General features: G+C 31.1%; 10 protein-coding genes and 1 pseudogene. 5 read left to right on the top strand and 6 right to left on the bottom strand.

Features of this window, described 5'->3' with window-relative positions; translation table 11 throughout:
• The first annotated feature begins 272 nt into the window (after positions 1-272).
• The 3 genes from BMW37_RS06280 to BMW37_RS06270 all read left to right on the top strand — a co-directional run bounded on the left by BMW37_RS06280 (position 273) and on the right by BMW37_RS06270 (position 4,036).
• Positions 273-1,142: a DUF2071 domain-containing protein gene (locus BMW37_RS06280; protein WP_093318698.1), complete on the top strand. Its 870-nt coding sequence runs from the start codon at positions 273-275 to the stop codon at positions 1,140-1,142.
• Positions 1,143-1,213: 71 nt separating this feature from the next.
• Positions 1,214-3,118 carry a hypothetical protein gene (locus tag BMW37_RS06275; RefSeq protein WP_093318697.1) on the top strand — a complete coding sequence of 635 codons (1,905 nt, stop codon included), beginning with the start codon at positions 1,214-1,216 and terminating at the stop codon, positions 3,116-3,118.
• A 153-nt stretch (positions 3,119-3,271) separates the two neighbouring features.
• Complete coding sequence (locus tag BMW37_RS06270; RefSeq protein ID WP_093318696.1) at positions 3,272-4,036, top strand: RDD family protein; 765 nt, start codon at positions 3,272-3,274, stop codon at positions 4,034-4,036.
• A gap of 210 nt (positions 4,037-4,246) precedes the next feature.
• Here BMW37_RS06270 and BMW37_RS06265 read toward each other — a convergent pair whose 3' ends face one another.
• Positions 4,247-4,723: a GNAT family N-acetyltransferase gene (locus BMW37_RS06265; RefSeq protein ID WP_093318695.1), complete on the bottom strand. Its 477-nt coding sequence runs from the start codon at positions 4,721-4,723 to the stop codon at positions 4,247-4,249.
• Between the two features lie 478 nt (positions 4,724-5,201).
• On the opposite strand from BMW37_RS06265, the gene BMW37_RS06260 reads away from it, so the two are divergent.
• Positions 5,202-6,575 carry an SPFH domain-containing protein gene (locus BMW37_RS06260; RefSeq protein WP_093318694.1) on the top strand — a complete coding sequence of 458 codons (1,374 nt, stop codon included), beginning with the start codon at positions 5,202-5,204 and terminating at the stop codon, positions 6,573-6,575.
• Between the two features lie 358 nt (positions 6,576-6,933).
• On the top strand, positions 6,934-8,808 hold the full coding sequence (locus BMW37_RS06255) for a hypothetical protein (protein ID WP_093318693.1): 1,875 nt from the start codon (positions 6,934-6,936) through the stop codon (positions 8,806-8,808).
• A 728-nt stretch (positions 8,809-9,536) separates the two neighbouring features.
• Here the strand turns inward: BMW37_RS06255 and BMW37_RS15495 are convergent.
• The 5 genes and pseudogenes from BMW37_RS15495 to BMW37_RS06230 form a co-directional block, all read right to left on the bottom strand.
• Positions 9,537-9,644 (bottom strand): annotated as a pseudogene (locus tag BMW37_RS15495) (IS200/IS605 family transposase); the annotation flags it as partial.
• 354 nt (positions 9,645-9,998) lie between these two features.
• Positions 9,999-10,178 (bottom strand): hypothetical protein, encoded by a 180-nt coding sequence (locus BMW37_RS06250; protein WP_093318692.1) that lies wholly within the window; start codon positions 10,176-10,178, stop codon positions 9,999-10,001.
• Positions 10,179-10,520: 342 nt separating this feature from the next.
• On the bottom strand, positions 10,521-10,790 hold the full coding sequence (locus BMW37_RS06245; RefSeq protein ID WP_093318690.1) for a hypothetical protein: 270 nt from the start codon (positions 10,788-10,790) through the stop codon (positions 10,521-10,523).
• Between the two features lie 673 nt (positions 10,791-11,463).
• Positions 11,464-13,221, bottom strand: a complete 1,758-nt coding sequence (locus tag BMW37_RS06235) for an RNA-binding domain-containing protein (protein WP_093318684.1) — start codon at positions 13,219-13,221, stop codon at positions 11,464-11,466.
• Between the two features lie 233 nt (positions 13,222-13,454).
• Positions 13,455-13,739, bottom strand: a 285-nt coding sequence (locus BMW37_RS06230; RefSeq protein ID WP_143047598.1) for an integrase core domain-containing protein, incomplete at its 5' end; no start/stop codon positions are given.

The following is a 13,739-nucleotide window of genomic DNA, read 5'->3' as shown; positions in this document are numbered from 1 at the left end:
CTTGGTTAATTGTCCTTTGATTTGTTTTGAGCGTGAATATTAAGTGAAAAGATAAATCGTTGCTTTTATCCAAGTGAATTACCTTTTCGAATAAGTTATCATGAAGAAAGCTTACCTAAAATCAAATTTATATTAGAGCTTTTTTTTATATACAAAACATACTGATACAGTGTAAGGTGTTTTTTTCAAGGGTTAATTAAATGTAAATTCATGTGTTCATTTAAACCGAATTTTCGGTTGTTAGGTTATCAAATCAATTTTGGGAAGCATTTATGAAGAATTATCGATTCATTCCACCTAAAAACACGTATTTTCAGAAAATTATGGCAAGTTGGATAAATTCAGCTAAATGGCAAGATGCGAGATATCGACTATTCAGTAGATTACCTTATTTAAAAATGAAAAGTGATGCTGCTGACATAGTTTATATGAATTGGGTTGTACCTACAGAACTGATAAAATTAAATTTATCTCATTTTATTCCAAAAGGTATGACCTTGATAGAAAGAGATGGATTAACTATTTTAACTATTTTGACTTATCAACATAAACATTTTGGGCCTAAGATTGCAGGACCATTTCGTAGATTGTTTCCCTCACCACAACAAAGCAATTGGCGATTTTATTTAGACTATTCCAATCAAAAACATCAAAAAAGGACTGTCATTTTTATTAAAAATTTGATGAATAGCGCGCTTTATACATATATTACTCGCCTTTTTACAGATGTATTGCCAACACATTTACCTAATCAATTTTCACATCTAGTCACTGATAAATATATTGCAACTGAAATTAAAGCAGGGGCAGGGAGCGCTAGTGAAATGAGTTTTTTAGGGATCATAGAACAAAATTATAATTTGCCATCTGAATTTCATTCTTTTTTTAATACATGGGAAGATGCAATGAAGTATATCTGTCTACAAAATAGTGCAATTAGTGTAGGGCATTCAGTATCTTTTATTGCTGAAGCAGAAATAAAACTTCCAATTAGAATTGAAGAGATAATATCTGTGAAGGCAGTTGATTACATACCAGGAGAGTTATTAGTTAAATTAGGAGCAAATGCATTACCATTTTGTTTTTTAGTGAAAAATGTTGAGTTTGAAGTGTTATCAGAAAAAAGAATCGATGTTTCATAATTCCCGCTTCTTTGCTTAACATATCTACTTAAATATGCAAAATTAAGTTTATCGGAGCGTGTAGTCAGGACATGAAATACAACAAGTTACTAAATGAAGTTAATGAAAAGGAAATATTAAAAATCGCTCCAATTCATTATGTTGAGTTATTTAAATATCTTATAAATAAAGATATCACACATGTAAATAACCCTAGTATGAGTAAAATGGAAATAGATGAATTTTTAACAAGCTTTGAAGTGACGAATGAATCAAAGAAAGGATTTGATGCAGAAATTCTATTTGAAATTTTTTTTTCAATTACTCATAAGAAGTCTTTATCACGACTATTTTCTCGAGCAATAGTGGAAATACCTAAAACGCTTAATAAAGTCTTATGTTTTCGTTCTACTGTTGAAATGTTCCATTTCCATCAACAGGTAAGATGTTTAAAAATTATTATTGATAAAATACCAGATATTGATAATACACAATCGTCCTTGAAAGATCATCTATGTCTTTATATCAAGCAGGCATCTATCTACGCTTCTCCACCGCCAGAACACTATTTTTGGGCTGCTGTATTAAAATCGGACCAGAATTTACTCAATGAATGGTTATCAATTATTACTGCTCATTTGCACAAACCAGATGGTTTAAATAGACCCATCATTAATTTACTATTAGCTTGTGAAAATCACATTGGGCATCAAATAATAAAGACAATCTTAAATGATAATAAGAACAATAAAGTGTTATTAAACAACTTTATCGCAGGGCTAGGTGCATGTGATAAAAAAGGGGCGCTGTTTTATTTTGATATTTGTCAATCACTTAGATTGTTTGAGGTGCCAAAATATCAAACTGCAATTCTTGCAAATTTTGGTATGAGCGCTAAAAATACAGGCGAAGCCATTAAAATATTAGAGATCATTCATAAAAACCTGTTAACACAAAATGCTTGTGATGATTTTTTAGTGAAAGCAAGATTCTTAGAAGACTATGAATTATATGGTTTATTAATTTGCTTGGGTATGAAGGATTTAGATCTGTTATGTGAAGAAATTTGTTCAAGTGTTAATATCTTCGATACTGAGCAAATAGAAATCATGATGATTTACTTATTTAATACAGGCATGTTTATTTTATTTAATAAGGTGTGTCGTAGTGTATTAGTTCAATTAATAGCAAATCAAGATCTTAATCTAAAACAGATAAAATTATTTGCTCTAATGAATAATTTAAAGTTAGCAGATCCGTATATGCTAAATATATTAGAGGAAGAGGGTGATCTTTTTTGGCAAGTTTCTGAATATATTAAAAAAATGGAAGAATATTTATCTATAGCAAACATCGATACGGACTTTACGAATACTTGGGATTTTTTTGAGTTAACCTACACACTTGAAAATCGTTACGGCTTACTTTTAGCTTTATCAGATGAGTCACCAGAAAAGCTTAAGTATTTATTGAATCAATATTCACATCTTTGCAAAGGTGTTAAAAATAAATTGATTCATTCACGGTTTAAACCGTGTTCTCTTTATAGTTATACAAGTGAAGTTGATGAAACTAAAACTATTTCTGGTGGGGAGATTAATTTCAGTTTACTATTAAATTGTTTGAATGATAAAGACATAGGGATAGCGATTAAAGCAGTTAATTTATTAAGAAGGTGTTCTGATGAATTACCAATCACAATAATTGAAACGCTATTTATGCAATTTAAGCGAAATAATAAAGCGCTTAATCCTTCTTTATTAGCATTATTTAAATGCCTATCTATCAAACAAATATGTAACTTGATTTTAAGACATAGTAAAACTAAGCACCTGTTGCTACAAGCTTCTATGGTCGAAATTCTGTGTTTACATCAGAGTGCACAAAAGGAGAGTTTGCTTATCGAATGTTATGATGTTGTGATTTCCATGAATAAGTTGAGTGATGTAGATAGAAATAGACTAGAAAAATGGTATGTTAATCTAAATGTACTTTAATTAGCGAGCCATGATTTAAATATAATTACAATTATGATAAAATATTTACGCTACTTTAATATGTCAATTTTGAAGTAATATTTACAAATTAGATATTTAGTTATAACTAAACTAATTTCCCTTTAACACCTAATAGTAAAAGAATAAAAAAACATGTCAGATAACACTCAATTAAACTTAAATAAGCTAGATACAGTTAACACAAGCAATGCGCAAAATTCATCTACTGTGGCTAATCAGCAATTAATGGATGGGCCTTATCCATGGAGGTTGCTAAAAGTTAATAAATATGAAGAAGCTGCGGGATTTTGGCTTCGTTTTGTGGCCAGATTAATAGACTCCCTTATTATTTTTATTGGTTACAGTGTTATAGCATTTATTTTTGCTATATTTGCAGGTATCGTTTCAGGGTTTGATGAAGATACAGTTGGCGCAACTTTTATGGGGATTTATCTTTTTGGTCTATATATAGGACCATTTTGTGTTTCTCCTTTTTATTATGCGCTATTCGAATCTTCAAATACATGTGCTACGCCTGGAAAAATGGCATTAGGAATTATTGTTATAGGTAAGCATGCTGAAAAAATAAACTTTTGGCCTGCATTTGGTAGAACCTGCGTAAAAAACTTATCTTTTATGTTTGTTCCTTTTATTGGTATTGCTCCTGCTTTTACAGATAAAAAACAAGCAGTACATGACTTCCTGTTACCTACTTATGTAGTTAAAAAAAGCGCGCTTTATACAATATATAATAACAATTATCCATTCTTAGCCAAAAACACTGTTAATTTTTCAAATGCATTAATAAGTGCACAAGAATTAGAATATATTCAAAAAAGCAACATTCAAAATAATAATCAAAACCAAAACCAAAACCAAAGTACAGTTACTAACTCACAGTCAAACATTATTGTTTAATTATTATGTTAATTGAATAATTTTTAGAAAATTTTATAAAACTCCTTAATGATTATGTAAGGAGTTTTGAAATTTTAATTCTTAAGGTAGGGCAATTGGACTTTTAGCTCGGTTGTCTTAACTGAACAATAAATGAATAGAATTATTGTTAGCTTTAAAAAATGATGCTTAAATCATGAAATATTAAACGCACAAACTAGGTAGTTAACGCTAAATAGATAATTTTTTCATAAAAACTAATTTATCATCGCCATCCTCATAATAATCTGGGAGAGTCGCTATGTGTTGATAATTCGAATTCAGATAGCATTTACGAGCAGCTGCATAATTCTCTAGGCCTGATGTTTCAATTAACAATATTCGTGCTTTGTAAGCTTCGAGTTCTTCTTCTACCGCTTTAATAATAGATTGGCCTAGTTTAAGGTTTTGATATGATTTAAATATAGCGATTAAGAGCAGATTCCAAGTTTTATCAGTCATAATTTCTGGCGCCACATAGGCTACACCAATTACTTGATTATCTTCTAGCTCTGCTACAAACCATCTTTCTTCAGATGAACCATCAAAATATTTAGTTGTCATATCTCCTAAATAATCACTTGGAAACAACCCATTATCATCAATAATTAAAGCTACGTTCTTTAGATCTTCGTATTTCATAGCACGAATAGATATAGTATTCTTCATAATTTCCGTTTAAAGTTTAAAGTTTTTTTCTAAAATAACTGCTTTTTTTGAGTTATTAGCTAGAGAATGCATCAATTCTCTTGATATAGATTATCTCATGTCCTTTTAGGAAGTACAAACTGTCAGTTCTGGTAGCCTAAAGTAGCTCAATTCTCAACAAATGTTGATTATTATTTGTATAATTAATGAGGCTAGGGTTATTGAAAATTAAGCGTTTGCATTGATGGTTTTTACTGAGAGAAGCATTAATATTACACTTTATTTTGAGATTAGCTTAATTCTACTAGTATACAAAAATAAAATGTATTAAACATAAATCAAATTAATGTTGCGTTCTATTAATTCGAAACATACTTACTTAAAGGTATGAATAGAATGTAAACTTTAGTATAATGACTCATTTACATAAAATTGTACTTAAATAAAAAATTACCTGCTTTAAAATTCACCATTCATTAACGTTTAAAAAGGAAAGTAAATGTCACAAGTATCATCTTTTTTCACGCCAAAGAGAATTATTCTCGCAATTGGAATAGTAAGTATTGCTGGAATTGCTAAAAGCTCTGTCCTTATGACTGATGCAGGCTATACGTACATTTATCAAAATAACATTACAGGTACATTGGATGTTTTTAGTGAACCAGGTATTCATTTTAGAATGCCTTTTTTGTCTAAAATAACTCGTTACGATCAAGTTGTCACTGTTTCTTTTGGGAATAATCAAGGTGAAGCGTTTTATCAACGCTTAGAAGCATTACCTGTTAGGTTTGCTGATACCTATACAGGTACTGTGCCTGCAACTTTTCGATTTAGGCTTTCACATGATCCCAAAGAAATTACAACTATGCATAGAGAATTTCGTTCAAATGATAATTTAATCGAAAGTATGCTGATTAAAAATGCCCGGAACGTAACTGTCATTACGGCGACACAATATACTGGGGAAGAATTTTTTCAAGGTGGATTGAACCAATTTAAAGCTCAGTTATCTGATCAATTGATTAATGGAATTTATTCAACTGAACGACGTCAGGTTGAAATTGATCAGGTAGATCTTGTGCCAGTAGGGCTAGATCAAGATGATTCAAATAAGCTGCAACCGACTAAACAACTAGTCTGGAAGACTGTGCCAATTGAAAATGAGCAGGGCCAACCAATTAGGCAGGATAATCCATTAAAACAATATGGTATAACCGTAACACAGGTAACAATAGGCGATCCGGCTCCAGAAGAGCAACTAGATAAATTGCTTACAGACAAGAAGAAATTAGTTGCTGAACGTATACGAGCCATTCAAGAGCAAGAAACGTCAAAAGCACAAGCTAAAACAGAACAACTGCGTAAAGAAATTCAACGTACCCGAGAAGTTCAAGATGCGCAACGCACTAAAGAATTAGCAGTGATTTCGCAGCAAAAAGATGTTGAAGTAGCGCGTCAAATCGCTGAACGCGAATTAGTTGAAGAGCGTAAGAAAAAAGATATTGCAACATTGACTAAAGCTAAAGAGCTTGAGATATCAAAAGCAAATTTAGAGATTCAAAAAGCAAATGCGCTATCATCTGAATATGAGGCTAAAGCTATTCGTGAAAAAGGTATCGCCGAAGCAGATGTGTTATCTGCTAAATATGGTGCACTTGGACAACATGAAAATGTCTATTTGGCTGAATTAAATCGAGATGTTGCAAAACAATTATATGAAAACTTACCTAATTTTAAAATTAGTATGCCACAAAATTATATCAATGGTAGTAACGGTAATTTAACCTCAAACTTAGATGTTATTACCGGCTTATCAGCACTAGGTATCATGGAAAAAACTCAGGAATTAAAGGCATCTAAAGATAACGAGTAAGTATAAATTATGGGTGTTTTATTGTGCGTATTGAATCATGTAATAAGGCATCTATGTATAATGCATTTGAATTAAAATCTTTGTACTTTACGTGTTGTAAGAGTTAATAGAAAACTAAGGGCAGAATCATTTTTTGTGGTTAGGTATGACAAAAATGATTTACTCCCATTTGATTTTTATTAAGCTTCGCTTGTATGAAACTTTTCTCTCCATTAAGATTTAATCTTATTTTACTAAAATTGAAAAACGTGTTTATTTTAAATTGATGTCACTTATCAATTAAATGTATTCATTTCTGCTAATAAGTTAAGTGCGTATGTTAACGTTAAGAGCTATTTTTTAATAGAGGCAGCTAAGAATGTCTAAAATTTTGACAGGTGATGAACTGCTAGATTGGTTTTATTCTGTTGGTGATGATTTGCTTGATTTTGATGAAGAAAGTTGGCATTGTGAATTAGCAAAGCATACTAAAGATCTTATTCTAATTCCTAATTCATTAGACTTATTAATTATTGGATGTAAATTTTATTTGCGTTTTGAACAATTTGATGCCTGTCAGTCATGGTTGACAACGTATTTAATTAATCTTGAACAGAACCAAATGACTCAGACTGAAAGCAGTTGTGATGTTTTTCAGTTTTTTAAATACTATTGTGAATTTAAAAAGCTTATTCATCAAAAGCAAAATCACTATGCTAGTGATATTGCTAATCATATTATCAAGTTAATAGAAAAAAATTATGTTGATTATAAATTATATTTCTCTAGTGAAGTAGCTAATCAATATGTCTATCTTTTAGACCGAGTTGATTTTGATGTTTTTAAAGAGTTAACTGAAATATTTTATGAGGCTAACTTATTACAACAGTGGGCTAGGCTTAAGTTTATGATTGAGCAGGATAGGTTGAAGTATACAATAAGTAATTATAAAGATTCTCAATGCGAAAACAAATTATATCCACTTCTTACGAGTATGATTACTTGCTTTAGTAGTTATGCCTATTATTATCGTAAAATTGACGATGAAATAGGTATTGAAGCGTTAAAGCAAAAGGTTGAGTTTTTTTTGATGATACTCACTAAGAAAATAGATAAATCAGCGTTATTTATTTTAGAGTTAGCGTTGCGTCTTATGGGAGAAAACCCAGTTATACAGTCATTTGTATTTGCTTACTACAACAAAATATCATTAGCACAGTGGGGGGGATTTACTGAATATGAGCGAAGGTCTTGTTTGCTTAAAGTTGAGCGGATAAACCTGTTAACAAGTTATAGAATAGAGGGCGTTACAGCGAATGTTGTTAAAAAAGCTGAAGCTAATTTCAAATACTTATCATCAATTACGGATGGTACTTGTTATTCTATACTGCTACAAAGTTGCTTTGAGTATAAACCACATTCTCGCCCACAATTAATTAATAAAGAACGCTACTTTACTACATTAAAAACGATAATTTGCGATATACGGGGTACTCCTATAGTTTCTGATTTGCAAACTATGCCGCAATACAGAGAGGTGTTACCAAATAAACATTACTTGGTCTTGATGCTGCTAAATCAATTGTATCACAAAACTACAATGAATGATTTGAGAGGTAATGCATTTGGATTAGATAGAGAAACATTGCGTCATTTTTATCGTCAATTAATTGAGTTGATTGATGTAGATAATAATGATCCTTGCGTAGTGGAGACTTTGTGCCATTCAATCTTGTATTTAAGCGATTTTAACGCATATCAACTTATGAGCAAAAAGCTGTATTTTGGCAATCAAGAAATTAACCAAGGAATGCCTTTCGCGTATCTATTTAAATTAGTAGCAAAATTAAAAATAGAAGGCTTGCATGTATACTTGAATGATGAAATTCCAGTTATTTTAACTGCAACTGATGGCGAGAAAATTTGTTCAAATTTTCACAATACGCTTGGATGGGTATTCAACAAACAATACAAAGATTTAAATTTTAAAGAGCAGTTACAAATTGATTATGTTTGTTTGTACTTGAATCTTTCAACTATTGAATGCTATGAAAATTTCTTTAAAACAGGAGAGGGTGGATTTAGTGACTTGAATCATTCTGGCTATTTGGAAAAATGTCGTAATGTCTTTTTGTTAGCAAGTAAAATTTACCAAGCTTTCGATGAATATCAGTCTAACACTCTCTATCCATTTACCGAGAATAAATATGATTGGCTAAAGCTTGTTAGTAAATATCAATCATATAATCAATAGAAATGATCGAGGCATGATTCACTTACAGATACAAAAAATCACGGGTTATTTAAAATATCATAAGTCAATTTACAGCAAAAGATTGACATGTGATAGAAGTATTGTTACGAACAATCAATCTTAATGTGCCCAGCAACTATCTCAAAGAGTAAACTCCTAATCTCAGTTAATCAGACAGTAGAAGAGGTAAATTACTTATTTGTGCAACTAATGAGATGGCTTACAGTAAGGAGGGTAAGTGAGAGTATTTTTTGAGATAATCTAAATAATGATATTTATATTGGTTCATAATGCTCAATTTAACATAATATACATTATGCGAATTATTTATCTAATGATTCTATGGTCGTATTTGCTCGTAGTCATTCCGTTTAAATAATTTTAATGCAGATTTAGCTAGATGTAGACTGAAATGATTGTAGATGTATTTTGTAATGTCTAATAGAAAATATATAGATTCAGTTATCAGCCATTCGTAAAATTTATACCCATCATCAGTATGCCATTTTCATCAAAGCGGACTGATTGCTTTTATCGCTTCAATGAAGTCTATTACCTTTTGTTCCCCTATCTTGTTGTGTTACTTAGATTCAATCAGAATTGCTTTAAACAAATATTACTGTAATTTTTATTAGGGTAATTTAAGTTTAATGTATTTATGGGGAGTTATTCATCACTGCAAGCTAAAGAATATTAACTGATTTTTTGCGAAGCTAAATTTGGTTTTAGCTAGATATTGCTAACTTAGGTGGAGAGCTGACCACTAGATCAAAGAGATCGCGCTCGCCATCCATTTCAACTCGTTCAACATCAAACTATGCACATACATTGCTAAATAAGCGTTATGTATGTGCATAGTTAATGATAAACACAAGAGAAATATACATTTAAAGAATTATATTTCAATGTGGATGGAGTTAATATATAAAATAAAAACAATATATTATAAGGTTTTCTCTAGCCACTGACCGGGTGGTGTTACGTAAAATATGATAAGCATTATCCCATTCAGTATTCATTACTTAAATTACTACCCTTACCCTTTCATTCTTATCTCAGAACCAAAGATCAATGGTGCCTAAGATTCACAATGAAATCAAGCCTAAGTTTTTAAAATCAATTACTTGGAGTCGATTGTAGTTATCCAATTGTTAAGCAAAGCAAGCATCTTCGATATTTTTTCAAAACGTTTAGACTTGTACGATTGAAGTTTTATAATCGATATTTTTTAATATAAGTGAATATGGTCGTTTAGATTTATCAATGCTATCATTAACTAAAATTGTTACTTGTCTAGTCTCATCTAATATATGATTTCTATGCATCTCTGCAATCGCAATCGTATATTCAGTTTGTTCTGGGTCACGCAAAAATGTTTGAACATCAGTTCAATATTCACAACGGAATAAAAATATGCATCAATAGTTTTATTGTTTATCTAAGATGTTTTTTCTCTAGTTCTTCAGTAAATCTTTCTGATAACTTCTTTAATATTAATCTCACAAATTTATCAGAAAGTAACCCGCTTTCTAATGAAAGTATATGGGTTAATATATCTAAAAATTTTTTGTAATATTATACATAAATAAAAGAACGGCCATAGAACCGGCTAAAGCTGTAAAAAAAAGCCCTATAGTCCATCGTCTAAAAGATTTAACATCTTGACTAATAGTCTTATCGCTCTCTTTTAAAGAATCATTAGAGCTTTTAATCTAAGATTTAAGCTCACTTTTTAATTCTTTTATTTCACCTTGTATTCGTTCGATTGGCTTATCTATTGTATTTTTATAATTTAAACTGTTTTCGTCAAGTTTTGAATCAATTTTGTTAAGCAAGATTTTTATATCGCCAATGTCTCTTTTAATGTATTCAACATCAGATTCAAGTTTTGCAAGTCTAGCTTCCATATCGCCACCTCCACCACCAGTATTATTCGAACCATTACGAGATTCTTGGTTAAAAGGTATTACATTATTTGACATTAGAGCTCACTATTATTTTTAATCCATAAATCAATTACTTCAGCATTAAACGCAAATTCATAGCCACAATTAACACAATATAGCTTTATTGAGGTGTTTATCTCTTTTAGACTAGCATTTGAATCAAGCACATTAGACATAATTACAGAAATGTTTGCGTCAATCTTATCTGTGTCACTTTCAATTATGTCTCCATAAATCTTAATTTGACGGCTTCCACAAATCATACAAAAACCTGCATCAACGCCTTTACTTTCAAAAAATCTTTGTGTAGCACTTAATTTTAAAATTATTAATCCCCCATAAGATTCAATTTCTAAAATAATAATACACCAAAAATGAAAGGTCTGAAAGCATTCTAAGAATGAATAGCCTATCTAGTTTAGTAAAATATGGTAAGAAAGATGCTACAGTTACGATCTTTTATGAATAATTTGTAAGCGCTAATTTTAACAGCAAACTATTCATATTTATTCAATTAATGCTTAGGAAAATCGACTGTTTGATGGTATAGAGACTTCCGATAGCAGATTAAAAAATCAAGTAACGAAACCGTTCAGCTTATGTCTAATAATCCAGGTATACCTATTAATAGCATGGGAGATGGCTGGGAAAAAATAGAGGGGCATATATATTAATTCCTTATGTACTATTAAAGTCAGATGTGGAAAAATTAGAAAAGTTTTAACTTTTCCCCAATCATTAAGCCATACTCACTAACTAGATATTTTTGGAGACGGCTTGTTGGTTTTTCTGGAAATTGGTATTGAATTATGTTCTTTTTCAGTAAAAAGCTTAAATTGCGCTTAAACGCACCATGCTTATCTGTTAAACCTAATTTACTGACTAGTTCATTAGATGAAATAGGATTGAATTGTTCAATCAACAGAAATAATTCACTTAATGATTTATTTTCAAATGCACGCCTAATCTCTTCGTCTATATGTAGATCTGACTGGGCCCTTTTATCATCTGACTGGGCCCTTTTATCATCTGACTGGGCCCTTTTATCATCTGACTGGGCCTTTTCATCTTCCGACTGGGCCTTTTTATCTTCTGACTGAGCCCTTTTATTATTAGTGAGCCCCCTATCTTCTTCTAATTGTATTTTATTATCTGCGTAAAGTGGTATTTCAGTTATAGAAGCATAATTACGATGATTGTTTTCTAGGAAAAATGAATTGATTGGTAATCTGATTAAAAAATAACTTCTATCAAAGTCTGTTTCAAATACAGGCTCGGGAGATTCATTGATTTTCATAGCCCTTAGAATTTTAGGTATACCAGTAGATCGGCCTTCTGTTAAATCTAATTCTTTTAAAAACTCACCAATTCGCCTATTTCTGTACCTTCGACTAACAGCTTTGCCTTGCCTTAGACTACTTAAATCTATTGAATGATCTGGGCCAGGAAAGCTCAAAACTACTAGTTCAGTTTGGTCTATCCTAATTTCAACAGGTTCTCTTATTTCATATGAACGATGATATATGGCATTTACAACAGCTTCTTCAATAGCTGAGAATGGGAAATTCCAGTAACGTGAAGATTCAGCACGATCGTTATGCTTTATAATTATCTGTTTTAAATAATTATTTTTAATGTAATTTAATGCATTTTTTAGCATCTGATCTATTGGTCCCTTAAATATTTTTTCCTCGAATCTTTCACCTCCTGCACCGTCAGGAAAGAAAACAACATCAATTTGCGTAACTGGAAAAAATTGTGCTGGTTGCTCGTTAAAAAATAATAGTCCTATATTTTTAGGAAAAAGCATTTCATTAGGGCCGCCAGCAACATTCATTTGTCTAGCTAATGTTGATAGCTCGAATGATTTTTTATCAGCGGTAAGATCACTGTCAATATTTTTTAAAAAATTGATCATTAAATCAATTGATAATTCTTCCAAAGGAACATTTTGACAAAATCTGTCATCAAAAGGTATAGTTGCAGTGAGAGACAACAATTCCTTGTTATAATCCCCTTTTGCTTTTACTGTGCTTGAATGAAGTCTAATATAATAATCCCAGTCTGAAAGTTTTTTTGACAAGCTTGTTTTAGCTTTGTAAGGACGAGTACCACCGCCTGGTGCCCAAATAACTAAAACATGCCTATTTTCAATTTCATAAACAGCTGTTAATGGATGGTATGTTGGACTAATTGCACTATTACCAAGATTGAGTAATTCTTTTTTTATGGTATCGATTTTTTCCAGGGGTATGCCAATTGGAGGTAGCACTGCTTGACCTTGATTCTCTGAAATTCCAATAATGATATAGCCACCGCCTAGATTATGAAAATCATTAGCAAAGGCGCAAATAGTATGAATAATCGATTCTGGGTTCCACCCTTCCTTGAACTCAAGACGTTCATTTTCTACTGTCTTGGCTGATAGAAGATCATTGATATTGATTGGTAGTTTTTGATTGTTCATTTTAGCCTGCTAAGGATATCAAATTATAATTAAATGAGTTTGTAATTAATAGTAATTTTATCGTTAAGTCTAGCCCGATTAAGGGAGTGAAATGTCACTTATAAGGTATTATACACGATGATTAGTTTATCATTTATTGAGTTTAAATTTGCAATATTAATGGATGATAGCTTAAATGCTGTTAATGAAGACATGCCTTAAAATGTAATGGTCAAGTTTTTTTGTAGGGTTTTTTAGCCTGTTTTTAATAATTCTCTTCTTTTTTGTAATGGCGTCATGTAGCCAATTGCAGAGTTAATCCTAATGTTGTTGTAATATCTAATATAACGCCCCACAGCATCATCTACTGCTTGATGGTTAATAAAGCTTAAATCATCCAAGTATTCAAATTTAATGTTCCTAAAGAAGCGCTCTTGGACAGCATTATCCCAGCAATTACCTCTACGACTCATGCTCTGAGTAATCCCCTTGTCTTTAAGGTGCGAACGCAATGCTTTTGAGGTGTATTGTGTTCCTTG

The sequence above is a fragment of the Thorsellia anophelis DSM 18579 genome (assembly GCF_900111395.1).
GTDB classification, from domain to species: domain Bacteria; phylum Pseudomonadota; class Gammaproteobacteria; order Enterobacterales; family Thorselliaceae; genus Thorsellia; species Thorsellia anophelis.
Note: the sequence above shows the minus strand (reverse complement) of the source record. Positions and strands in the feature narration are given on the sequence as shown.